Genomic DNA, 24,321 nt, shown 5'->3' with positions numbered 1-24,321 from the left:
TAGCAATAAGGAGAAGATCGTGTCCCCGACAGAATACGTGGTCCTGCTCGATGACGACGGGGACGAGATCGGGACGGCGCCGAAGGCGAGCGTCCACGGCACCGATACCGCCCTTCATCTGGCATTTTCCTGCCACGTGTACAACTCGCGCGGCGAAACCCTCGTCACCCGGCGAGCGCTCGACAAGAAGACCTGGCCGGGAGTGTGGAGCAACTCGTTCTGCGGCCACCCCCGGCCCGCGGAGGCGGTGATCGACGCCGTCCATCGCCGGGCGGAACAAGAACTCGGTCTCACACTGCGCGACGTGCAGCTCGCGCTGCCGCTCTTCCGCTATCGCGCCGTCGACGCGAGCGGCATCGTCGAGCACGAGATCTGCCCGGTCTACACCGCCATCGTCGACGACGAGCCGCGGCTGAATCCCCTCGAGGTCGCCGAGGCCCGCTGGGTCGATCCGGCCGATCTGGCCGTCTCGTTGAGAGCGACCCCCTGGGCCTTCAGCCCATGGCTGGTGCTTCAGGCCGAACAGCTCGGCGTCTTCGAGGAAGCGACCGTTCGGAGAGCCTCGTGATCACGCTGCTCGACGACGACGCGCGGCAAAGGATCGACGCGGCGATCGATGGCGCCCTCGAGCGGCTCGAACGGCGGGCCGCGCCCCTCGGCGATGGCGCCCGTGCGCTTGCAGCCGCGACGACCGCGGCAGCCGCCGACGGGAAACGCCTGAGGCCGGCACTGGTCGTCGCGGCCTATCGCGCATTCGGCGGATCGACCGACGCGCTCCACACGGCGGGTGCGGCCGTCTGGGACGTCGCCGCCGCCCTCGAACTGCTGCACACCGCCTTCGTCGTGCACGACGACCTCATCGATCGCGATCTGGAGCGACGCGGCATTCCCAACGTCGCGGGTCGATTCCGCACGCGCGCCCACTCCTTCGGAGCGTCGGCGGACCAGGCGGCAACGGTCGGCGACGCCGCGGCCGTGCTCGCCGGCGATCTCCTCCTGTTCGAGGCCACGCGGCTGGTCGCCTCCGTCGCCATCGACGCACCGGCACGCGCCGCGCTTCTGCAGATCATGGACGACGCGATCCTCGTCTCGGCATCCGGCGAACTCGCCGATGTCGAGCACGCCGCGCGTGCGGACTATCCCGAGACCGATGCGCTGCTGGGCGCCGCCCACGACAAGACGGCCGCCTATTCCTTCGAAGCGCCGCTGCTGGCCGGAGCGGTCCTGGCCGGGGCATCGGATGCCGCCCGGGCGCAGCTCTCCCTCGCCGCCGCCGACCTCGGGCTCACCTTCCAGCTGGTCGACGACCTCATCGGAACGTTCGGCTCACGTCGTCAAGCCGGCCGCGACCCCGGCGCCGATCTTCGCGAGGCCAAGCGCACTCCCCTGATCGCGCTCGCGCGCGACACCGCCGCCTGGCCGCGGGTGAGCTCGGCCCTCGCCGTCGCGCACACGGGCCCGATCGCCGTGCGCCGCGCGCAGCGGGAACTCGAAGCCAGCGGCGCCCGCGACGACCTGGTCGCTCTCATTCACGATCGCCTCCGCCGCGCACGTTCCCGCGCCGCATCGCCGTCCCTGCCCCCTGCCGTCGTCGCACTGCTGGCCGAGGTCGCGAACACGATCGAGGAGCGCATCCCGTGAGCGGCGGATCGTCGTACGACCGCTGCGCACAAGACGCGGCAGCGACCGTGATCACGGCCTATTCGACGTCCTTCGCCCTGGCGTGCCGCCTTCTCGGTCCGCGCGTGCGCACGCATGTGCGCAGCGTCTACGCGCTCGTCCGAGTGGCGGACGAGGTCGTCGACGGCGCCGCCGAGGCGACGGGTCTGCCCTCATCCACCCAGCGTCTGCTGCTGGACGAGCTGGAGGCCGAGACGCTCGCTGCGGTGGCTCGGGGCTTCAGCACCAACCTCATCGTCCACGCGTTCGCGTTGGCGGCACGCGAGTGCGGGATCGGTCATGATCTCATCCGGCCGTTCTTCGCCTCCATGCGAACCGACCTCACACGCACGCAGCACGACGACGCATCGCACGACGCCTACGTCTACGGGTCGGCGGAGGTCGTCGGTCTGATGTGCCTGCAGATCTTCGTCAACGCCGGTCGCAGCACGCCGCTGATCGCCGATCCGGCTCTCGTCGACGGCGCCCGCCGCCTCGGTGCCGCTTTCCAGGACGTGAACTTCCTCCGCGACCGCGCGGACGACGAGAACCGCCTCGGTCGCGACTACCTCGGCCTCCAGGACGGACACCGAGACCGCATCGCCGTCCTCGACCGCATCGACGCCGACTTGGATGCCGCCGCGCGGGCGATCGCCGACCTGCCCGCCGACTGCCGGCGCGCTGTGACCACCGCACACGGCCTGTTCGCGGAGCTCTCCCGCCGCCTGCGCGATGACGACGAGACCGCGCGGGTCTCCGTGCCCACCCCCGTCAAAGCAACCATCGCGGCCCGTGCCCTCGCCGGCCGCCCCCCGAAACGGAGCACCGCATGAGCCGCACGGCCCTCGTCATCGGCGGAGGCATCTCAGGGCTCGCCACCGCCGCCCTGCTCGCGCGCGACGGCTGGAGAGTCGACCTCCACGAGGCCTCCCCCGAGCTGGGCGGTCGAGCGGGCTCGTGGGAGCGCGACGGCTTCCGCTTCGATACGGGACCGAGCTGGTATCTCATGCCCGAGGTCTTCGATCACTTCTTCCGCCTGTGCGGCACCACAGCGGCCGAGCAGCTCGATCTCGTGCCGTTGACCCCCGCCTATCGCGTCTATCCCGAGCCAAACGGCGCCGCACCCAGCGATCCGATCGACGTGGTGTCCGGTCGCGCGCAGGCGCGGGAGCTCTTCGAGAGCCGCGAGCCGGGCGCCGGAGCACGTCTCGACGAGTACCTCGATTCGGCCCACGATGCGTACGACCTCGCCGTGTCGCGGTTCCTCTACGACACCTACGCCTCCACGAAGGGTCTGCGGGCCCCGGCCGTGGCCGGTCAGCTGCCTCGCCTCGCTCCCCTGCTCACGCGATCGCTCAACGACCACGTCGCGCGGCGCTTCGCCGATCCCGTCCTGCGCCAGATCCTGGGCTACCCCGCGGTCTTCCTCGGATCATCCCCCTACGATGCGCCGAGCCTGTACCACCTCATGAGCCACCTCGACCTGGACGAGGGCGTCCTCTACCCACAGGGCGGCTTCACCGAGGTGATCGCGGCCGTCTCCCGCGTGGCCGAGGCCCAGGGCGCCACCGTGCACACGGCGTCGCCCGTGGCGGAGATCCTCACCCACGATGCGCGCGCGATCGGCATCCGGTTGGCCGACGGCACGGTGCACGAAGCCGACATCGTCGTGTCGTCCGCAGACCTGCACGCGACGGAGACGACGATGCTGCCGGAGTCGCTGCAGACCTACCCGGAACGGTGGTGGCGACGGCGCAACCCCGGACCCGGCGCCCTTCTGCTGCTGCTCGGCGTCGAGGGCGAGCTTCCGCAGCTGGCCCACCACACCCTGCTGTTCGCCCGGGACTGGCAGAAGAACTTCGGCGATGTGTTCGGCCGCGACACGCGGATTCCCGATCCTGCCTCCCTGTACGTGTGCCGCCCCTCGGCGACGGACCCATCGGTCGCCCCGGCGGGCAGCGAGAACCTCTTCGTGCTCGTTCCGATGCCCGCCGATCCGTCACTCGGGCACGGCGGCGTCGACGGGGCAGGCGCGCCGTTGATCGAGGCAGCCGCAGATCGCGTCATCGCGCAGATCGCGGCATGGACCGGCATCCCGGACCTCGCCGCACGCATCCGGGTGCGGCGCACCATCGCACCGGCCGACTTCGAAGCCGATCTGGGAGCGTGGCGGGGCGGCGCCCTCGGACTCGCGCACACGCTCGGCCAGAGTGCCGTCTTCCGACCTCGGAACGCGTCACGAAAGGTCGACGGGCTCTTCTATGCCGGCACCTCCGTGCTGCCCGGCATCGGCCTTCCGATGTGCCTGATCTCGGCCGAGCTGGTCGTCAAGAGACTTCGTGGAGACGACGGAGCGGCCCGCCTCCCGGAGCCGAGCGGCGTGGGAGCAGGACGGAGCATCCGCCGCGGCGCCGGCGACGACTGACATGCCCGGCGCCTATCTGCTCGTCCTCCTGGTGTCGCTGGGCGGGATCATCGCGCTGGATGCACGCTTTCGCCTCGTCCTGTGGCCGGCATCCCGAACGGCCGAGCGCCGCCGCGGGCGCGCGATCGCCACGGTCCTCGTCGCGACGGCGTTCTTCCTGCTCTGGGATGCCGTCGGCATCGCCACCGGCGTGTTCGTCAAGGGTGACAGCCCCTATCTCCTGGGGATCGATCTGGCGCCGCACCTTCCGGTCGAAGAGCCCGTCTTCCTCGCCTTCCTGTGCTATCTGGCGCTCGTGGTGCATGCTGCGGCGATCCGCGCGCTGACGGCACGGGCCCGGCGAGTGCGGAGGATGCCGTGACGTATCCTCTGATCGTCGCGCCGTTCGCCCTCGTCGGGGCGATCGCCTTCGCCGCGACGGCTCGCCGTCCAGGGCTCGGCATGCGACTGACGGCGAGCGTGATCACCGCTGTGGTTCTGGTCGTGCTCACCGTGATCTTCGACAACGCGATGATCGCCGCCGGCCTGTTCACCTATCCCGACGCGCTCATCAGCGGCATCCGTGTGGGCCTGGCTCCCATCGAGGATCTGTCCTATCCGATCGTGGCCGCCTTCGCCGTCCCCGCGGTCGCCGAGCTCCTCCGCCCGCCTCGACGCGACCCCTCCTCCCCCACCGACACCGAGACGGATTCCGCACGATGACCGCGACCGCCACCGCCCGCCAGCTCCTCCTCTCGTCTCGACCCGTCAGCTGGATCAACACGGCCTACCCCTTCGCGGCGGCCACCGTCCTCACGACCGGAAGGATCGATGCGACCCTCATCGTCGGCACCGTCTTCTTCCTGATCCCCTACAACCTGGCGATGTACGGGATCAACGATGTCTTCGACTACGAGTCCGATCTGCGCAACCCCCGCAAGGGTGGCGCCCACGGCGCCGTGCTCGAGCGTCGCCTGCACGCCACCACGCTCTGGGCGGCCGCTCTGTCGTGCCTGCCGTTCGTCGTCTACCTCGCGCTGGTCGGCACACCCATCTCCTGGCTGGTGCTCGCGATCAGCCTCTTCTTCGTCGTCTTCTACTCCGCGCCGCCACTTCGTCTGAAAGAACGTCCCGTCGCGGACTCGGTGACCAGCAGCATCCACTTCTTCTCCCCCGCCGTGTACGGGTTGGTGCTGGCCGGCGCGACGTGGACGTGGCAGCTGAGCGCCGTGATCGTCGCCTTCGCCCTCTGGGGCATCGCCTCACACGCTTTCGGGGCCGTGCAGGACGTCGTGGCGGATCGAGAGGCCGACATCTCGTCCATCGCGACGGTCTTCGGTGCCCGCACCACCGTCCGCCTCGCCATCGCCGGGTATGCGGCGGCTGGCGTCGCGATGTTCGGCACCGCGTGGCCGGGACCGCTCGCGGCTCTCCTCGCGCTGCCCTACATCGTCACCGTCTGGCCGTACCGCAACGTCGCGGACCAGGATGCCGAGCGTGCCACCCGCGGGTGGGAACGCTTCCTGTGGCTCAACCAGTTCACCGGATTCGCGGTCACGCTGCTTCTCATCTGGTACGCGCTCAGCCGCTGACCCCTCCGCGAGAATCCTCGCGCCCATGCACACGGGCCGGAGGCGTCACCGCCTCCGGCCCGTGTGCATGGGCGTCCGGGTCTCAGCCCTGACCCTCCAGCTGGATGAGCTTCTGCAGCGCCGCCGTCAGCCGCGCGTCGGCTTCGCCGTACTTGGCCCAATCGCCCTGCGTCAGGGCGCTCTGCCGGTCCATCATCGCCTGCTGGGCGTCCTTGAGTGCCGCCTGGAACTCGACGCTCGTCCCGGTGCCGCCGCCGGTCGCACCCGAGCCGGAGCCCGAGCCGTCGGTCGGAGCCGGGCTCGGTGTCGCCGACGGGGTGACGTCGCCGTCGCCGGCACTCGCGCCCGAATCGCCGCCGAACAGCTTGTCGAGCGCATCCTGGAGCGTGCTCTCGAAGGCCACCTGGTTGCCGAAGGCGACCAGCACCTTCTGCAGGGTCGGGAGCTTCGTCGACCCGGAGGACTGCACGAACACCGGCTGGACGTACAGCAGTCCTCCACCGACCGGCAGCGTGAGGAGGTTGCCGTTGATGACCTCCGACTGCCCCTGTTTCAGGATGTTGATGAACGCCGACACGCTCGGATCGGCATCGAACGTGTTCTGCACCTGTCCGGGTCCGGGGACGGGTGTCTCGGCGTTGATCTCCAGCATGCGCAGCTTGCCGTAGTTCGGGTCCTTGACACCCGCCGTGGCTCCGGCATCCGAGTCCACCGACAGGTATCCCATCAACACGTTGCGCGTGTCGTCACCGCCCGGGATGAACGTCGTGAACATGGAGTAGCTCGCGGCATCCTGCCCCGGCATCTTCATCGTCAGGTAGTACGGCGGCTGGAGCACCGGGTTCTTCTGCGTGGGATCGTTCGGGGTCTTCCAGGCGTTGTCGCGCTGGTAGAACGAGCCCGCGTCGTCGACGTGGTAGGTGCCCAGCATCGCGCGCTGCACCTTGAACAGGTCGGTCGGGTAGCGCACGTGGCTCATGAGGTCGGCGCTCATGTCCGACAGCGGCTTGACCGTCGAGGGGTAGATCTTCTGCCACGCCTTCAGCAGCGGATCGGTGTCGTCCCACGCGTACAGGGTCACCTTGCCGTCATACGCATCGACGGTGGCCTTGACGGAGTTGCGAATGTAGTTGACGTCGTCAAGGGCCACCCGCGGCGTGGTGTTCGTCGTATCGCTGATCGCATCGCGAAGGCTCACGATCGACGAGTACGGGTAGTTGGCACTCAGCGTGTAGCCGTCGACGATCCAGACGATGCGTCCGTCGACGACCGACGGGTACGGGTCGTTGTCGAGCTCCAGGTACGGCGCGACCTTGTTCACGCGGTCGATCGGATCGCGATCGTAGAGGATCTGCGAGTCCGCGTTGATGCCGTCGGAGAGCAGGATGTCGGTCGACTGGAACTTCAACGAGTAGATCAGGCGGTTGAACGGGTTGCCCACGTTCGGCCCGCCGTTGCCCTGGAACGTCGTCTTCGTCTGGGCGGCGTCACCGGTGCCCCGCGGATAGTCCAGCTCGATGTCGGGCGTGCCCTCCGGCGCACCCACGATCGAGTAGGGCGGGGAGTTCTCGCCGAAGTAGATGCGCGGCTCGTACTTCTCGCTCGTGGTGAGCGCGCCGGTGGTCGGGATGCCGCGCTCGATGAAGACGGGGTTGCCGTCGGCGGTGCGCTCATTGCCCTTCGCCGCGACCATGCCGTAACCGTGGGTGTAGACGAGCGTCGAGTTGTACCAGGAGGCGGCCTGTCCGAGCTGGGCCATGTTCAACTCGCGCACCGAGACGACGGTGTCCTGCGACTTGCCGTCGATCTGATAGCGGTCGACGTCGAGCGGGTTGGTGAACTGGTAGTACGCGCGGTACTGCTCGATCTGGCGCACCGTGGGCGAGATGATGGCGGGGTCCATGATGCGGATCGACGCCGTCGTCTGGGCGTCGGAGCGCAGCTGGCCGGGGGCGACGTTCGTGACCGCCTGGAAGTCGCTCTTGGTCAGGCCGTCGATGCCGTACGCCTTCTTCGTGGCGTCGATGTTGCGCTGGTAGTACGGGCTCTCCAGGGTCTCCTGGTTGGGACGCACCTGCAGGTTGGTCACGACCCACGGATACGCAACGCCGACGACCAGCGCCGAAACGACGAGAAGGCCCACACCGATCAGCGGGAACCGCCACCGGCCTATGATCGCCGTCACGAAGAAGAGAACGGCGACGATCGCGGCCGCGATGGCGATGATCGTGAGGCCGGGGATGACCGCGTGGTCGTCGACGTAGCTGGCGCCGGTGATGCGATCGCTCTGCTGCGTCAGCGTCTTGTAGCGGTCGAGCCAGATGCTCACGCCCTGCACGAGCAGGTAGAGGCCGGCGAGGACGGCGAGCTGGATGCGCGCGGCCTTCGAGATGCGCAGCTCGCGCTGCCCGATGCGCACCGACCCGTACAGATACGCCACGAGCGCCGACAGCAGCAGCGAGACGAGCAGCACAGCCGAGGCGAACCCGAGGACCGAACTGAAGAACGGCAGCGAGAACATGTAGAAGCCGGTGTCCATCTGGAACTGCGGGTCCAGGTCGCCGGTATCGACGCGATTGAACCACAGCCAGACCGTCTCCCACTGCGCCGAGGCGGCGAAGCCCGCGAAGAACCCGAAGAACACCGGGATGCCCCACATCGCCAACCGACGAAGCGGCTCCACGACCTCCTGGTAGTGATCGAGCTGAGACGTCAGCCGGGCATAGACCGGACGCAGTCGGTAGGCGAGCTGGATCGCGATGAACACGGGCACGGCCATCGCCAGGAAGCCGACGACGAACATGATCACGCGCGCCGTCCACTGCGTCCACAGCACGCTCGAGAACCCGAGTTGGTCGTACCAGAGCCAGTCGGCGTAGAGGCTCGCGAAGATGAAGAAGCCGACGACGACGACCGCGATGACCGCGAGCGTGATGGCGATCGCGCGACGGACGGGGTTCGGCGTGGCCTGGTTCGGCGCTGAGGTCGTGGTCACACCACCATCCTAGGTGGGGTGATTCTGGAGGGATGCCGAGCAACCTTCCAGGATGCCGTGAGGTCAGCGGCAGGTCGGAAGCGCGTCGAGGTCACCCTTGTCGCGGATCGTCGCCAGCACCTGCAACGAGTCCTTCAGGGTCGCGACGGAGAACACCCGGAGACCGGATGGGACGTGTCCGACCACCTCGTCGCAGTTGTCCTTGGGGGCGAGGAAGTAGGTCGCTCCGGCACCCACCGCCCCGTACATCTTCTGGCGGATCCCACCGATGGGCCCAACGGTGCCGGCGGCATCGATCGTGCCGGTTCCGGCGACCTGCTCGCCGCCGTTGAGGTTCCCGTCGCTGAGCGTGTCGATGATGCCCAGGGCGAACATCATGCCGGCGCTGGGCCCGCCGACGTTGTTCAGCTGCAGGGTGACGTCGACCGGGAAGTCGTAGTCGTGCATGGTCGAGATTCCCACGAGCCACGTGCTCTTGCCGTCCACGGTGGCCTGCTTCGGGGTCACCTCGACGTTCTCGCTGGCCCCGGAGCGGTCGATCGTGAGCCGAACGGGAGCGCCCGCGCCGGCGTTGATGATGGTGCGCAGCTGATCGGTCTCGGTGATCGCCTGACCGTTCGCGCTGCGGATGATGTCGCCCTTCTGGAGGATGCCCTGCGCCGCCGAGTCGTCGGTGAGCGCGTAGACCTCGACCATCGGCTTGACGTCGTAGCCGAGCTGCGTGAGAGCGGCAGCCGTCGCCTCCTTCTGAGAGTCGACCATCATCACCGCGCTCTCCTGGTTGCGTTGCTCGGTCGTCTGACCCTGCGGGAACACGTCGTCCAAGGGGAGCACCGCCTTCGCCGGGTCGAACCAGGCGAGAGCGAGCTCGAACCACGACGGCGTCCGTTCGCGATTGCCGACGACCTGCACCGTCAGCAGGTCCAGTGCACCGGAGGTCGGGTAGGTCGGGGCGCCCTTCACGGTGATCAGCGGCACGTCGGCGCCCGACGAGTCGGGGGCCGACCCCAGCGTGTTGAAGACCGGCCCCGGACGCTGAATGACGTAGTTGGTGGGCAGGAGCGTGAGGGCGAGCAGCGCCACCAAGGCGACCGCAAGAGCCCACACGCCCACGCGCAGGGGGCGAGACACCGGACGGCGGCGAGCGGGCACGACCGTCGTGCCCTCGTCGAACAGTGCCACAGCAGATCCTCCCGGCCGATCGTTCGCGATCGGCGTACACGGGACATCCTCCGTGGCGGGCCGAGGCGGCCGTGCGGGGAAGTCCAGCCATTAGCGTAGAACGCGACGATATCCGCCTGCTGAAAGGCGCCTGATATGGCTGACGAGACTCCCGACCGCCCCGAGGACGAATTCCAAGAACTGCTGCGGAACCTGCTCGGCGGTGGAGGTGCAGGCCTCGACCCCGAACAGCTCGAGAGCCTCTCCCGCATGGGCGTGGATCCCGCCATGCTGCAGCAGATGATGGCGCAGATGCAGCACGCTTTCGCCACCGGCAGCGACGACGGCATCGACTGGAGCGCCGCGAAGACACAAGCGCTGCACCTGGCGAACAAGGACGGGCTCGGCATCACGTCGGGCGATCGTCAGGACTTCGACCAGGCTTTCAGCCTCGCGACCCTCTGGCTGAGCGAAGCCACGACGATCTCCGACCTCGCGGCCCCGGCGCAGGCCATGACCCGCGGACAGTGGGTCGAGGCGACACTTCCGGTCTGGCAGGAGCTGGCCGAGCCCGTCGCCGATTCGATCGCGGGGGCACTCACCGCCGCGATCGACGAGCAGACCCCGGAAGAGATGCGACAGCTGGTCGCCGGAGCGGGCACGTTCATGCGGCGCGTGGGCGGCTCTCTGTTCGCCGCTCAGCTCGGCGGCGTCATCGGACGTCTGTCGCAGGAGGTGGTTTCCGGCGGTGACGTCGGCATTCCCGTCATGCCCGACGGCATCGCGGCGATCCTGCCGCAGAACTTCGCCGACTTCGCCCGCGATCTCGATGTGACCGATGACCAGCTCGCCCTGTATCTGGGCACCCGCGAACTGGCGCACGCTCGCCTGTTCCGCCACGCCCGGTGGCTGCGGCTGCACGTGATCACCCAGGTGACCGAGTTCGCCCGCGGCATCCACGTCGACACCACGGCCCTCGAAGACCTCGCATCACGCTTCGACCCGTCCTCGCCGGAGGAACTGCGCTCGGCTCTCGAGTCCGGAGCGCTGCTTCCCCAACGCACGCCCGCGCAGGAGGCCGCGCTGGGCCGGCTCGAGAACCTCCTGGCGACCATCGAAGGCTGGGTGGAGGTCGTGACCGCCGATGCGACCTCGCGTCTTCCCGCCTCGGCGAAGATCGCCGAGGCGGTGCGTCGCCGCCGAGCGGTGGGCGGTCCCGCCGAACAGGCGATGGCCTCCCTCGTCGGCTTGGAACTGCGCCCCCGACGACTGCGCGAAGCGGCGGCGATGTGGCGGGCCGTCACGGATGCCGTGGGCATCGAGGCGCGCGATCGCCTCTGGGACTACCCCGACCTCATGCCGGGAGCGAGTGACATCGACGACCCGCAGGCGCTCGTCGCGCGTCTGGTCGCCCACGAACGCGGCGAGGACCCCGAACGGGATGCTCTCGACGAGGCACTGGACGCGCTGCTGGCCGAAGCGGCCGAGGAGGCGGCTGGAGAGGCGGAGCAGGGCGGAGGCGCACCCGAGGCGCGCACCACCGATGACGACGGTCCGGAGGATCCCCGGCCGGTGTGAACCGGCACCGCCTCCTCCCCCGCCGGAACCTCTCCGGTGTCCCGTGCCGCGTCTGTGGACAGTCGCGGCAGGCGGGCGCGTCGGGCCTCAGAATCGGGGCATGCTCCGCTTGGCCGCTTCGTCCCCGCCGCTGTGGCGCACGCCGTCCAGCCTCCAACTCGGCACGGATCCGGCGATCCGCGTCGACGGCGTGCTCCCGTGGCAGGAGCGCCTCCTCGATGCCCTCGCCGATGGCGTGGCCGACGCGGGGCTGGTGCCTCTGGCACGCAGCTTCGGCGCCACCGCGGCGGAAGCCGCGGAGTTCGCGGCACGAATCGAGCAAGCGCTCACCCGTGAGTCACCAACGCCGCGCGCGGTCAGGGTGGAGGTGCCCGAATCGCTGACGAGCATCGAGCGTGAAGCGCTGATGGCGGGGTGGGATGCCGCGGGCCTGGCGCGCGTGTCGGTCGACACCTGGGCCGTGGACGCGCCGCAGCAGGGGGTGCCGGTGATCGTCGTCGCCGACCGGCTCATCGAGCCGCGCCGTGCCGCGCGGCTCATGCGTGCCGACGTCACCCATATCCCGATCGAACTCGCCGGCGACCGCGTGCACGTCGGACCCGTCGTCGTCCCCGGCGTGACGGCGTGCACCGCGTGCGAGCACGCACGTCGCACCGCCGAAGACCCGCAGTGGCCGCTCCTTGCTGCGCAGCTGCTCGGTCGTGATCCGGTACGCACGGATCCCGGCCTGCTGATCGAAGCCGGCATCCTCACCGGCAGGCTTCTGCGCGACGCCCTCGATTCCTCTGGGTCACGCCCCGATGAGCCGCAGTCGAGCCTCTCGGTGGGGCTCAGCGCCGCGCGCGTCCGGCGGACGTGGCATGCGCATCGCCCGCACGCACGGTGCCTGTGCCGATCTCCTGAAGGAAGCGGGAACGCTGACGCGGGCGCGATCCCGACCGTTCCGACCAGCTCATCGAAAGGGTACGCGCAGCCCGCGTGACCCCCACGTAGGCGAGTCTTCGTTCCTCGTCGATCTCGTCGAAGCCCGTGGCGTAAGAGATCGGCAGCAGTCCCTCCGCGAGCCCGAGGAGGTGGACGTGATCCCACTCCAGGCCTTTCGCCGCGTGGAGCGTAGCGAGCGTCACCGTCCGCAGAGTGGGCTCGTGCTGACTGCGCCCACGAAGGATGAGCTCGTCGGTGAACGCCCGCAGGGTGGTGTCTTCCGGTGCCTGCTCGGCCAGACGCAGCACGGCGGCTCGCGCCTCCCACGCGTCGCGAAGTGCCCCACCGGCCGGAGGCGGATCATCGGTCAAGCCGACCGACCGCAGCACGTCCCGCACCGCCCGCACCAGACCATCCCCAGTCGGTGCGACAGAGGCACCGCGCAGGAGCGAAACCGCCTGGCGGACTTCGGGCAGGTCGAAGAATCGCTTGCCGCCGAGCACGGTCGCGGCGATGCCGCGCGAGGCGAGGGCCGAGAGCACCGGCGCTGATTGCGCGTTGGCTCGATACAGCACGGCGATCTCGTTCGGCTCGATGCCCGACGCGAGCTGGGCCGCCACCGCCGCAGCCACGCCGTCGGCTTCCGCTTGATCGTCGTCGTAGGCGGTGACCGACGGGACGGGGCCCGTCGGTCGGTCCGAACGCAGGACCAGGGCCCCGGGGCGTCCGCGCATGAGCGCATTCGCGACACCGAGAATCGCCGGGTCGGAGCGGTAGTTGCGTTCCAGCCGCACGACGGTGGCATCCTCGTAGCGGTCGGGGAACTCGAGCAGGTAGCGCGGGTCGGCGCCGGCGAACGAGTAGATGGTCTGGCTCGCGTCGCCGACGACGCAGAGGTCTCGTCGGTCTCCGAGCCAGAGCTCCAGGAGGCGGTGCTGCACAGGCGAGACGTCTTGGAACTCGTCGACCGTCAGGTGGCGGTACTGCTCATGCACGGCCGCCGCGACGCGCGGCTCCGATTCCAGCATCCCGGCGCACGCGAGCAGGACATCCTCGAAGTCCAGCTGACGGCGTTCGTCCTTCACCTTCTCGTATCGGCGCTGCAGGTCTGCGAGCGCCGGTGCATCCAGGGCGGCGCCAAGCCCCTCGGGGTGCGCCGCGGCATCCTGATCGATCGTGCGCATCGCGACCTTGCGCCATTCGATGCGGCTGGCGACGTCGCGCAGGGTGGTGCCGTCCAGGCGGAGGCCCAGGCTGTCGGCGGCCTGCCCGAGCACGCGTACCTTGTTGTCGATGATCGAGGGCGCGGTGTCACGGGCGAGCTGCGGCCAGAAGAAGTTCAGTTGCGCCAGCGCGGTCGCATGGAACGTGCGTGCGGCGACCCCTTCGACACCGAGCGCGCGGAGCCGCCCGCGCATCTCCCCCGCCGCCTTCGCTGTGAAGGTCACCGCCATGACTCTCGACGGCGAATAAGCCCCCGTGTCGACGCCGTGGGCGATGCGGTGCGTGATCACCCGTGTCTTTCCCGTGCCGGCCCCCGCAAGCACGCACACGGGTCCGCGCAGCGTCGCCGCCGCGACCCGCTGCTCGTCGTCCAGGCCCTCCAGTGCGCGTCCGCTCACGCGGGATCTCCCGCCCAGTCTGCGATCAGCCGGTGCGCGATGGATGTCATGCCTGGCAGGAGCACGTCGCCCTCGCCGCGCAGCGCTCCACGGATCTCCCCGCGCGAGAACCACCGGACGTCGACGATCTCCTCGCCGTCGGCGCAGGCCGCCGACATGCTGACCGCCGTCGCATGGAATCCGAGCATCAGCGAGCGCGGGTAGGGCCACGACTGCGACCCCCGGTAGTGCAGCGCCTCGACGATCACGCCGGCCTCCTCCTGCACCTCGCGCACGATCGCCGACTCCAGCGACTCCCCCGCCTCGACGAAGCCGGCGAACGTCGAGTAGAGGTTGCGATCCGCCCACAGCGCGTTCTTGCCGAGCAGCAACGACGAGCCGTCCGGAGAGATCACGGCGACGATGACGGCGGGGTCGGTGCGGGGAAAATGCTCGCGCCCGCAGACCGGGCAGTGGCGCGCCCAGCCCGCTGCACGTTCCTCGGTGCGCGCACCGCAGTGGGAGCAGAAGGGCGCTTCCACCAGCCATCGCCCCAGAGCGACCGCCTCGACGAGGAGTCCGGCGTCCGTAGCCGACATCTCTCCGCCGACCGCCCGCAGCGCTGCCCACCCGTCGGCGGGATGCGCGCTCAGGGGAACGTCATGGTCGGCACCGGATGCCGCGAGCAGCACCGCGGCGCCTGCGCCGTCGCGTCCGAGGAATGCCCACGACACCCCGTCACGAATGCTCTCGACCGGCACGGTGCGCAGCGTCCCGTCGCCGTCGAGCGGGGCGCGATCGCCGTGCACGGCGACCACCCGCGTCGACCTCTCCGCGCGAAGACGCGCAAGCAGGTCCGGTGCGTCGCGCTCCTCGGCGCAGCGGTCGATGCCGCCGCGCGCAAGAGCGGGCGGACGAACGGGAACGGGCGGCTCAGCCGATGGCGACATCCGGGACCTTCCTCGACGGGCGTGGCGCACACGGGGACGGGGCGCGGCACACCTACCCTGGGGGCATGGCACGCTCACCACTCACTCTAGCCGCGTCGGTCACGTCGGCCCTTCCCCGCGTCGCGGTGGTCGGTGTGGCGCCGCTGACCGAGGGCGTCTCCGGCCGCTACGACAGCGCGATCGCCACGCTCGACGACGGCCGACGAGTCGTGGTGCGCGTACCCGTCAACGACCAGGCCGAGCAGGATCTGCGCTCCGAGGCGCGGGCGTTGACGTCGCTGACCGCGGGGGTGCGTGGAGTGCTGCCGTTCGGCGCCCCGGATGTGCTCGGTCAGACGACGGTCGATGGCCGCAGCGCCCTCGTCCAGACCCTGCTGCCCGGCTACCGGGTCGATGCCGCCCACGTGCCCGCGGGCCGGGGGGTCGCCACCGCTCTCGCCGCCGCGATCGCGGCGGTTCACGACCTCCCGGTGACGGTGATCCGCGACGCGGGATTGCCGATGCTGACGTCTGCGCAGGTGCGCGACGAGGCCGAGCGCCTCCTCGATCGGGCGGAGTCGACGGGCCTGCTGCCCTTCGGTCTGCTGCGACGCTGGAGCACCGCCATCGGCTCCGATCCGCTGTGGCGCTTCGAGACGACCGTCGTTCTGGGTGGGGTGGACCCGGCATCCTTCGTCTTCGAAGACGATGCCGACGGCACCCCCGCCGTCACCGGCCTTCTGACCTGGGGTGCGCTCGGCGTCGGGGACCCGGCCATCGATGTGCGCTGGACGGCCTCGGCCCCGGCCGCTCAGGCCGACGTGCTCGACGAGTACGCGCGTCGTTCGCACCGCGCGCCCGACGCCCTTCTCGCCGAGCGGGCTCGGCTGCACGCGGAGCTGGAGTTCGCGAAGTGGCTGGTGCACGGCCACGAGGCCGGTCAGCAGGACGTCGTCCGCGACGCCGTGGCACTGCTCGAATCGCTCGACGCCAACGTTCGCGACGAGCCCGTGCGAGCACGTGATGACGTCACGCTCGATCAGGCGCTCGCAGCGACCCAGCGGGTGCCTGCCGGAGCGGGCGAGGCCGCGGACACCTCGATGCAGACCGACAGCTTCGACCCCGAGACCCTCGCCACCTTCCTCGCCGACGAGAATGCGACCGGCATGGTCGAGACCAGCCGCCTCGACACCGTCGCGATCGAGATGTCCGAGTGGGCGCAGCCGGCACACGCGTCAGCCACGCGCGTTCCGGTGCACACGTCCGACATTCCCGTGCACGACGGCTCCGCGCCCGAGGACGGTCGAGGCGATGCCGTGGCAGACGACACCCCCGGTGAGCCCTCGCCCGACGACATCGACCGCGATACCGCCGCCCGCAACGCGCTGCGGCGGTGGACGGGAACGGCCTGACGCCGGCCGCGCGCGCCGCCGCGAACATCAGTCCCGGAGGATGAGCCCCTCGGCGACGTAGAAGAGCACCACGTCGATCTGCTCTCGCGGTATGCCGTGCCGGGCGTGGTACGCCTCGCGGTACAGGCGCAGCTGGATCATCCGCTCTTCCCTCTCGGCGGCGGTGCGCGGCGCACGGCCCGTCTTCCAGTCGACGATCTCGATGCGATCGCCGCGCCGGTAGACGGCGTCGAGCTTGCAGATCACGACGTGCGCCCGACCGTCGCCGAGAGCGTCGTCGATCGTGACGTCGATCTCCGTCTCGACCTCCAACGGCCGTAACGACGCCCACTCCGACGCCAGAAAGCGCTCCTGCAGCTGCGCGAGGTCGGCGGGTGTCGAGGCGGACGGAACGTCGGCAGCGGGGTTCGCGTCATCGTCGTCCCACAGCGCGTCCTCGAGTGAGACGCCGGCCCCCACGATGCCGGAACGCTGCTCCACCCACGAATGAAACGCGGTGCCCAGGCGCGACTGGCGATACGGACGCTCGGGCAGCGCACGGCGCAGCGCCGGCGCATCGCCGAGAAAGTCCTTGAAACGGGATGCCGGGATGCGCACGGGCGCCGCCGGTCGCGCCGAGCGCTGCCGCTCCGCCCGCTCGGCGAGCAGGAGGGCGAGTTCGGCGGTGGGCTCGGCGTCCGCCGCCCGGCGCACGTCATCGGCGGCGGCGGCGACGGTGCCGCGCCGCGCTCCGAGGGGATCGAGCGGCCACGTCAGGAGGCGGCGGCGACCCTCGAAAGGGTTCTCGCCCGGGTCGACGTCCGGGTCGATCGTCCGGCCCAGGGCCGCGGCCATCTCCTCCAGGAAAGCGCTCGGGCGACGCGGCGACGTGGTGCCCGACCAGTGCGAAGCGCTCAGAAGCAGGTGGTCGCGTGCACGAGTGACGGCGACGTACGCCAGCCGACGCTCCTCATCACGCTGGCGCGCGCGCCCGGCCGCGACGAAGTCGTTCAAGGCGCCGACGAGATCCTGCTGCGTCGGGGACCGGTCGGCATCCCACCGGAAGTCGGGCAACCAATCCGCGTCGCCGCGGAACTCGTACGGGAGAACGCCGAACCCGAGCCACCCACGCGTGTCCTTCGGCCGCGAGGGCAGCTCGTCCTCGACCAGGCGGACGACCGCCACGGCGTCCCATTCGAGGCCTTTGGACCCGTGGATCGTGAGCAGCTGCACGACATCGTCCTCGGGCGGCTCCGTGCGGGGTGCGAACTCATCGAGGCGCTCGGCGTGGTCGAGCCAGGCGAGAAGGCTCGGCAGCGAACCACGGTCATCCGTCGCCAGAAAGCCGTGCAGTTCATCGACGAAAGCGCGCAGCTGATCGCCGGCGACCCGTGCCGGACCGCGCGCCTCATTCGCGGCGAGCTCGATGTCCAGGCGGAGCTCGAGTTCGATCATGCGCACGAGCTCCGGGATCGGCAGCGTCGCCTGCCGACGCAGGCCGGCGAAGACGGCGGCCGCCTCGCGCAGGCGTTCCCGCGCCGCGGCCGTGAAGTCGGACAGCCAACCGTGGTCGACGCCGTGGCGCAGGAAGAAGTCGAGGGCGTCGATGAGCGAGCCCTGGTCATCCCCCGCCGACGAACGCATCCGCGCCACGACGTCGGGCTCCAAGGGTCGAAGCGCGGCGTCGTGACGGCTGATCCTGCGGGACAGCTCACTCAATGCCCGCAGATCAGCCACGCCGATCCCCCAGCGCGGGCCGGCAAGCAACCTGATCAGCGACGAACCCGCGCGCGGGTCGCTGATCACGCGGAGCGTCGCGACCACGTCGACGACCTCCGGAGTGGACAGCAGCCCGCCGAGGCCGAGGATGCGGTGCGGGATGCCGCGCCGGCCCAGGGCGTCCGCGAAATGCACCATGTGCTTCTTGCTGCGAAAGAGCACGGCTCCTGTCGTCGCGGCGCCCGCTTGGGCGCGCTCGTGCCGTACACGCGCGAACCAGTCCGCCACGGCGTCGGCCTCCGCATCGATGTCGGTGTCGATGTGGATCTCCACCTCGCCCGAGCCCGCTCCCGGACGAGGTCGCAGGCCTTCGACGACGACGGGGACGCTCTCGGCGAGAGGCGCGAGCACGGCGTCAGCCGCGCGCAACACGTCGACGCTGTTGCGCCAGCTCGTCATCAACGCGAAGGTCTCGGCCCGACCGGTGCTGCTGAATGCCGTCGCGAAGTCGCCGAGGTTGCCGGCGCTCGCCCCCCGCCAGCCGTAGATGGACTGGTGAGGGTCTCCGACGGCCATGACGGCCGCGTCGCGAAAGGCGGAGGCGAGCAGCTGGGTCTGCACGACGGAGGTGTCCTGGTACTCGTCCAGCAGCACCACGCGATAGCGATCGCGCAACTCCTCTCCGACGGTCGGATGCGCTTCGACGATCTCGCAGGCGCCCGCGACCTGGTCGGAGAAATCGATCACCCCTCGACGGAGCTTTCGCCGGGCGTACTCCCGTGCAAGATCCGCGAGGACGTCCAGTGCGCCGACGGCCACCTGCGCTTTCGCGATGTCGGCGTACACCGTGACGCGCGCCGACGTCGATGGCCGTTCCAGAACGTCCGAGAAGCGCGCGGGAAAGCGCGCGAGCTGCTCGAGGTCGACGCGGTTGTCAGCAGCGTCACGGGCGATGCGCAGGGCGGCATCGATGATCGAACGCAGCGCCTCTTCGCGTACCTCCAGCCGCGGATCGTCCGACTCGAGCACGACACGTCGCATCAGCAGCCAGGCCGCCGACTCGCTGAGAACGGCGGCTTCGGCGTCGCGGCCGAGTCTGACGGCGTGCTCGCGGACAATGCTGTCGGCGAAGCTGTTGTACGTGGAGACGGTCGGCCGCTCCAGCAGCGCGTCGGCCGACACCTCATCGGGGACCGCGACGGCGCCGGTGGCGACGACGAGTTCATCGAGCACGGTGTACCGCGACGACGACGGTGCACCGCTGCGCTCGAGCTCGCCGAGGATCCCCAGCTGCCCCCGCGCGTGCAGGGCCTCGAGATGGGGAACGAGTCCGCGGCGTTCGAACTCCGCAAGCCGCTGCAGTCGCCGGTGCACGCGCTCGGCGAGTTCGCCGGCGGCCTTGCGGGTGAACGTCAGACCCAGCAGCGCGTCACGCGGAACGAGGCCGTTCGCCACGAGCCACACCACGCGTCCCGCCATCGTCTCGGTCTTGCCGCTGCCGGCGCCGGCGACGACGAGCGCGGGCGCAAGGGGCGCCGCGATCACGCGGGCTTGTTCGTCCGTGGGAGGGAACTGGCCGAGGGCGGCCGCGAGCGCGGCCGGAGAGACGGCGCTCATGACGCGCTCACCGCGTTGATCGTGTGGATGCGGCACAGGCCGTAGGAGTGATCATCGCGACAGTGCTCCTCATACGGCGCCGAGAACTCCGCGCCGCTCATGACGGTCGCCGCCCTCCGCACTCGGGCGAGGAAGGCGTCGCGAGCGACGTCGTCCAGCGGCGGCTGGCGGGGTTCCACATAATCCTTCGTGGCCGCGGACGGGCGCAGCACGAGCAGCTTCGCCCCGCCGGGCGTGAGGCCGGCAGCCTCGGGGATGGCGCCCGCATCGAGCGCCAGCTGGTAGGCGGCGAGCTGCGGATTGTCGATGACCTTCGCATCGGTCTGCGGCTCACGCTTTCCGGTCTTGAGATCGACGATCACCACCTCCCCGGAGGCCGTGCGCTCCACGCGATCGATGTAGCCGCTGACGATGGCACCGTGATCGCCGACCGGATCGAGGGCGACCGGGACCTCGAAATGCGGTTCCGCGCCGATGACGGTTCCGCCCGCGAGTTCGAACCGCCGCAGATACAGCGACAGTCGCCGCACGAGTTCGCGCGCCCGCACGCGCTCCGAGCGCTCGCGCCAGGCGGACTCGAACTCCAGTTCACTCCACCGCGCGTCCACGACCGCCCACAGCGCGTCCTCGTCGGAGCCCGTTGCGCGCTCCATCGCCGCGTGCACCAGCGTGCCGAGGCCCGCGACGGCTCCCCCGTCATCCGCCCCCAGGTCGGCGAGCAGCCAGTTGAGCTCGCACTCCTCCACCGTCTGGAGCCGCGACGGCGATACGCGCACGTCCTCGCGCGTGAGATCGCGCAACGGCGCTGTGGACGTCACGGGGGCGATGCCATACCACTCGTCGGGCGCGGCGCCCGGAACGCCCGCCGCAGCGAGCAGCCGCAGCTGCTCGGCGGCGGCGCGTCGCGTGGAGGGGTCTGCTCGACGCTCCGTGAGCGCACGTCTGTGCTGGGCAACCAGCCCACGCAGGGTCAGCGGATGCGCCGCCGAGCGTGCGGCGGGCTGCGCCTGCGGGAGCATCTCGAAGAGCGGACTCGGCCCCGTGTCGTCGTCGTCGACGGCGGTCACGATGACGCGTCGGCGGGCGCGGGAGCACGCGCGCGCGAACAGACGCAACTCGTCGTGGAGCACCCCTCGTCGTCGATCCAGCGTGTCGGCGGTTTCGGAGCCCCCGAGGGCGAGCGGCGCCAGCCGCCAGGTCTGCAGCAGACTTCCTCGCGCCCGCAGGTTCGGCCAGACGCCTTCCTGGACCCCGGCGACGACGACGGTGTCGTACTCGGCTCCGAGAGCGCCGGCGGGGGTGAGGATGTCGACGGCATCCGCCCGGGAATCGTCGACCAGCCGATCTTCGGCGACGTCCGAATCGAGGATGCCGCGCAGAAACGCCCCGGGTGAGGTGCCGTCCGCTCTCTCGCCGTGACGTTTGGCGGCCTGGAAGAGTGCCACCAGCGCGTCGAGCTCTCTGCCGGCCTGTGCGGCGAGCGGCCCCGACCCCTCGGCTGCGGCGACCCATGACCGCTCGGCACCCAGGCCGTCCCACGCACTCCACAGGATCTCGTGGGCGGTGGGCGCCTGGGCCCCGCCCGCGTGGACGAGATCCCAGTGAGCGCGGACATCCGCGAGGGTCCGCGCGATCCGCTCGGCGCGGCGACCCTCTCGGGTGTCGAGCAGGGCGAACGCGACGGGATGACCGAGCGCGGAGACCAGTAGCTCGGCGCTGGAGACGACCCGCTCGTCGGAGGCAGCCTCCGCCGGCGGCTCCGCAGCGAGCGCCGACAGCCGCAGGGCGGTACGCAGCCGGCGGATCTCGACCGGATCCATCCCGCCGGCGCGAAGGGCATCGACGGCGTCCTCGAGGCTCCAGCCGGCGGGATCGAGCTCCGCCAGCAGTGCGATGCGCAGCAGATCCGCCACCGCGCGGGCCTCAGCCAGCGGTCGCTGCCCGCGGGTGCGCGTGGGCACCTCGCGAGCGGCGAGTTCGGCTTCGAGAGTCGCAACCTGTCGACTGTCGTGCGCGATGACGGCGCACGAGGACCACGGCACCGCGTCGTGGACGTGGCGCTCTCGGAGCAGACGTGCGATCACGTCATGCTCTTCCGACGCGGAACGGGCGGTGACGGCACGGACACTCTCGTCGTCGACCGTCGGCGCGTCGGAGGCGGTGGGAGGGCGCAGGCGGTGCGCGACGAGGCCGGCAGCTCCGATGCGGGCCGTGACGGCGGCGATCAGGCGTCGATGGGCGTCGGTGCCGCGGTGCATCCGCTCCAGCACGTGCACCGGCCCGGCGGCTGCGAGGCGGGAGAAGTTCTCCGGGCTGGCGCCGCGGAAGCTCCCCGAGCCGACATCCGGATCGCCGAACGCCAGCACGGCGACACCCCGAGAGCGGCACGCCTCCAGGAGCTCCATCCCGCCGAGAGTCAGCTCCTGGGCGTCGTCCACCACGATCGCCCGCAGCCGCTCCAGCGCGGCAAGTCCTGGCGCTCCGGCCGGGAGCGTGCGGACCAGGCCCAGTGCCTCGCGCACGAGACCCGCGGCGTCGCGGTGGGCGCCGCGCATGCGGTCGCGCGCATACAGGTACTCCCGGGAAAAGGACGCCGCCGCCGCCCACTCCGCGACGCCGTGCTGCGCCGCGAGGTCCGACAGACCGTCCGGCGAGATCCCGAGCTGGGCGCACTCGGCGAGCAGAGCCCGCAGCTCCGCGCGGAACGCCCGTGTGGAGCGCACCGCGGCCGGCAGCGAGGACGGCCACCGGGTGAAGCCCTCGGCCTCATCCTCGCAATCCCCGGCCAGGAGGTCGGCGATGACCTGATCCTCGTCCGGGCCGGTCAGCAACTGGGGCGCCGGGTCGCCGCGATGGACGGCGTCGGCGCGGATGATCTGATAGGCGAACGCGACGATCGAGCGCGCCAATGCGCCGGGCGTGGCGACGTCGACGGCGAGAGCGAGGCGATCACGCAGTGCGGTCGCGGAGGTCCGAGACGGAGTCAGCACGAGCACCTCGTCCGGCAGCAACGCGCCGCGGGTGTGGCCCGCGGGCGGCCGGACGAGTGCGCCGACCCGCGCGATCGCGGTCGCGGTCTTACCCGATCCCGGGGCGCCCACCACGACGCCGGACGCGTCGGCGGGAAGGTCGATGACGGCACGCTGAGCGGCATCCCACGTCACACGATCCATGCCTCTCACGCTAGCCGGACACACCGACACGAGCGTTCGCGCACAGCGAGCGGCGCACTGCCCTGCGCGCGATCCCGCGCCCGATCCGGTGTCGTAGAGTCGAGGTGCGGCCGGGGTACCGGTCCGCTCCGGCCGCCGACGGCGGCGGGTCATGAACAGAAGTGAGGCAATCACCGTGGAGATCCGCATCGGCATCGCGAACACCGCTCGGGAGCTCAGCTTCGAGTCGGCCCAGTCGGCGGATGCCGTGACAAGCACGATCCAGAAGGCCCTCGAGGCCTCGGAGTCCTTCGTCACCTTCACCGACGTCAAGGGCAACACCTACATCGTTCCCACGGCCGGCATCACCTTCATCGAGGTCGGCACGGAAGAGTCCCGGCGCGTCGGCTTCGTCGCCTGAGCACCGGCATCCCACCGTGGACATCCTGCTCGCGTTCATCTTCGGCGGCGCCTACGGCGGCGTCCTGCACTACCTCATGCCCGGACGCCCCTCGCGTGGCAGCGCCGTCGCCCCCGTGCTCGGTGCCGTCCTGGGCGGAGTGGTCTGGATGGCCCTCACCTGGGCCGGTCTGACGACGCTGGATCCGTGGCTGTGGATCCTTTCGATCGCCGTCCCCGCGGTCGTCGTACCCGCGGTCCTCGCCATCCTCACGCGAGTGCGCGCGAACCACGACGCGCGCGAGCGGTTGCGGCTGAAGATCTCCTGAGCTCGCCGGGCCGACGGCGCGGCCCCTCTGTCAGGCGTCGAGCCCCATCGCAGACATGCGACGCGAGTGCGCACCGAGAAGGTCGGTGAACACCGGCTCGACCTTGCGCTCCTCCGCGGCATCCAAGGTCTGAGGACGAAGCGCGGCGCGGGCGATGAGCAGGGTGTCGCCCACGAGGCGACGTCCCCACAGAGCGAGCAGCGATTTCCACTGCTCATCGGCGGCGATCGCGCCCGCGATGATGTCGACGAGGGCTTGCCGGTCGTCGTCGCCGCGCAGGATCTCCGCGACCCGCCGGCCCGTCACGCCGTAGCTGGAGGACAGCGCCAGATAGAAGTCGTCCAGCATGCCCGCCGTGATGTGCACCGAGAGCATCGTCTCGAGGGAGCGGGCACCGTGCGTCGACCGGCGAAATGCGTCGAGCGGCTCACGGAAGGGAAGCATGAGATCGAGGGGATCGTCGCCGCGTTCACGGATGAGGGCGAGGATCGCGCGGTGTTTGTGCAGGGCTGCTCCGGCAGCCACCGAGATCGATTCCTTCTGCGTCAGCTCGGGGGTCGGTGCGATCAGCTCGCTGAGCGTCTCGAAGTATCCGAGCTGCAGGTACGCGGCCTGACCGAGGAACGTGTCGATGTCGGGTGCGAGCTCTTCGAAGTCGACGCGCCGGACGTCGCCGAAGTCGCCGCGAGAGCGCACGCGCAGCGTCCGTGCGACGGTGCGGTCGCGCTGCCAGGGCCAGGTCACCACGCCCCCAGCCTAGATGCGACCCGCCGCTTCCGAGGTCGTCACGACACCCTCCGGTAGGCTGGTCAGGTCTCGGCGATGGATCGAGACCCCCGCGCCTGCGGATGAGTAGAAGGCGTGGACTTCC

General features: G+C 70.4%; 18 protein-coding genes. 11 read left to right on the top strand and 7 right to left on the bottom strand.

The features are described from left to right. Positions 1 to 19: 19 nt before the first annotated feature. Genes idi through CEP17_RS03600 form a run of 7 tightly spaced genes read left to right on the top strand, consistent with a single transcriptional unit; the run spans position 20 to position 5,655 of the window. On the top strand, positions 20 to 568 hold the full coding sequence (gene idi, locus CEP17_RS03630; protein ID WP_112931301.1) for an isopentenyl-diphosphate Delta-isomerase: 549 nt from the start codon (positions 20 to 22) through the stop codon (positions 566 to 568). Continuing rightward, complete coding sequence (locus tag CEP17_RS03625) at positions 565 to 1,641, top strand: polyprenyl synthetase family protein (protein ID WP_112931300.1); 1,077 nt, start codon at positions 565 to 567, stop codon at positions 1,639 to 1,641. Before idi ends, CEP17_RS03625 begins: the two co-directional genes overlap by 4 nt. Next, positions 1,638 to 2,492 (top strand): squalene/phytoene synthase family protein, encoded by an 855-nt coding sequence (locus tag CEP17_RS03620; protein ID WP_039415737.1) that lies wholly within the window; start codon positions 1,638 to 1,640, stop codon positions 2,490 to 2,492. Before CEP17_RS03625 ends, CEP17_RS03620 begins: the two co-directional genes overlap by 4 nt. Further along, the gene (gene crtI, locus CEP17_RS03615; protein ID WP_112931299.1) at positions 2,489 to 4,084 is read left to right on the top strand and encodes a phytoene desaturase family protein; all 1,596 of its coding nucleotides are present in this window, start codon (positions 2,489 to 2,491) and stop codon (positions 4,082 to 4,084) included. Before CEP17_RS03620 ends, crtI begins: the two co-directional genes overlap by 4 nt. Position 4,085: 1 nt before the next feature. Further along, positions 4,086 to 4,445: a lycopene cyclase domain-containing protein gene (locus CEP17_RS03610; protein ID WP_112931298.1), complete on the top strand. Its 360-nt coding sequence runs from the start codon at positions 4,086 to 4,088 to the stop codon at positions 4,443 to 4,445. Further along, complete coding sequence (locus CEP17_RS03605) at positions 4,442 to 4,786, top strand: lycopene cyclase domain-containing protein (RefSeq protein ID WP_112931297.1); 345 nt, start codon at positions 4,442 to 4,444, stop codon at positions 4,784 to 4,786. The genes CEP17_RS03610 and CEP17_RS03605 overlap by 4 nt, the downstream gene beginning before the upstream one ends. After that, on the top strand, positions 4,783 to 5,655 hold the full coding sequence (locus CEP17_RS03600) for a prenyltransferase (RefSeq protein WP_112931296.1): 873 nt from the start codon (positions 4,783 to 4,785) through the stop codon (positions 5,653 to 5,655). The genes CEP17_RS03605 and CEP17_RS03600 overlap by 4 nt, the downstream gene beginning before the upstream one ends. Positions 5,656 to 5,737: 82 nt before the next feature. Here the strand turns inward: CEP17_RS03600 and CEP17_RS03595 are convergent, their stop codons facing one another. Together CEP17_RS03595 and CEP17_RS03590 are read right to left on the bottom strand one after the other, a co-directional pair. Beyond that, on the bottom strand, positions 5,738 to 8,650 hold the full coding sequence (locus tag CEP17_RS03595) for a UPF0182 family protein (protein ID WP_036316598.1): 2,913 nt from the start codon (positions 8,648 to 8,650) through the stop codon (positions 5,738 to 5,740). A gap of 63 nt (positions 8,651 to 8,713) precedes the next feature. Further along, entirely contained in the window at positions 8,714 to 9,832 is a 1,119-nt protein-coding gene (locus CEP17_RS03590; RefSeq protein ID WP_036316597.1) for a S16 family serine protease, read from the bottom strand. A gap of 135 nt (positions 9,833 to 9,967) precedes the next feature. Between CEP17_RS03590 and CEP17_RS03585 the strand changes: the two genes are divergently transcribed. Continuing rightward, positions 9,968 to 11,389, top strand: coding sequence for a zinc-dependent metalloprotease (locus CEP17_RS03585; protein ID WP_112931295.1), 1,422 nt, complete (start codon positions 9,968 to 9,970; stop codon positions 11,387 to 11,389). A gap of 830 nt (positions 11,390 to 12,219) precedes the next feature. On the opposite strand, the gene CEP17_RS03575 is transcribed toward CEP17_RS03585, so the two are convergent. After that, positions 12,220 to 13,935, bottom strand: a complete 1,716-nt coding sequence (locus CEP17_RS03575) for an ATP-dependent helicase (protein ID WP_112931293.1) — start codon at positions 13,933 to 13,935, stop codon at positions 12,220 to 12,222. Continuing rightward, positions 13,932 to 14,864, bottom strand: a complete 933-nt coding sequence (gene nudC, locus CEP17_RS03570) for an NAD(+) diphosphatase (protein ID WP_112931292.1) — start codon at positions 14,862 to 14,864, stop codon at positions 13,932 to 13,934. The genes CEP17_RS03575 and nudC overlap by 4 nt, the downstream gene beginning before the upstream one ends. Positions 14,865 to 14,929: 65 nt before the next feature. Here nudC and CEP17_RS03565 point away from each other — a divergent pair, with 65 nt between their 5' ends. Beyond that, a complete protein-coding gene (locus CEP17_RS03565; RefSeq protein WP_112931291.1) occupies positions 14,930 to 16,255 on the top strand; it encodes a phosphotransferase in 1,326 nt (441 codons plus the stop codon). A 27-nt stretch (positions 16,256 to 16,282) separates the two neighbouring features. Here the strand turns inward: CEP17_RS03565 and CEP17_RS03560 are convergent, their stop codons facing one another. Beyond that, complete coding sequence (locus CEP17_RS03560) at positions 16,283 to 19,570, bottom strand: ATP-dependent DNA helicase (RefSeq protein WP_112931290.1); 3,288 nt, start codon at positions 19,568 to 19,570, stop codon at positions 16,283 to 16,285. After that, on the bottom strand, positions 19,567 to 22,743 hold the full coding sequence (locus tag CEP17_RS03555; RefSeq protein WP_239498577.1) for an ATP-dependent DNA helicase: 3,177 nt from the start codon (positions 22,741 to 22,743) through the stop codon (positions 19,567 to 19,569). The genes CEP17_RS03560 and CEP17_RS03555 overlap by 4 nt, the downstream gene beginning before the upstream one ends. 175 nt (positions 22,744 to 22,918) lie before the next feature. On the opposite strand from CEP17_RS03555, the gene CEP17_RS03550 reads away from it, so the two are divergent. Together CEP17_RS03550 and CEP17_RS03545 are read left to right on the top strand one after the other, a co-directional pair. Next, positions 22,919 to 23,143 carry a DUF3107 domain-containing protein gene (locus CEP17_RS03550; RefSeq protein WP_036315071.1) on the top strand — a complete coding sequence of 75 codons (225 nt, stop codon included), beginning with the start codon at positions 22,919 to 22,921 and terminating at the stop codon, positions 23,141 to 23,143. A 16-nt stretch (positions 23,144 to 23,159) separates the two neighbouring features. Then, on the top strand, positions 23,160 to 23,450 hold the full coding sequence (locus CEP17_RS03545; RefSeq protein ID WP_036315068.1) for a hypothetical protein: 291 nt from the start codon (positions 23,160 to 23,162) through the stop codon (positions 23,448 to 23,450). A gap of 30 nt (positions 23,451 to 23,480) precedes the next feature. Here CEP17_RS03545 and CEP17_RS03540 read toward each other — a convergent pair whose 3' ends face one another. Further along, on the bottom strand, positions 23,481 to 24,197 hold the full coding sequence (locus CEP17_RS03540; protein WP_036315065.1) for a ferritin-like fold-containing protein: 717 nt from the start codon (positions 24,195 to 24,197) through the stop codon (positions 23,481 to 23,483). Between the last annotated feature and the right edge of the window lie 124 nt (positions 24,198 to 24,321).

Origin of the sequence: Microbacterium sp. PM5 (genome assembly GCF_003293595.1) — a bacterium.
GTDB lineage: Bacteria > Actinomycetota > Actinomycetes > Actinomycetales > Microbacteriaceae > Microbacterium.
This window is presented reverse-complemented; position numbering and strand designations above follow the sequence as displayed.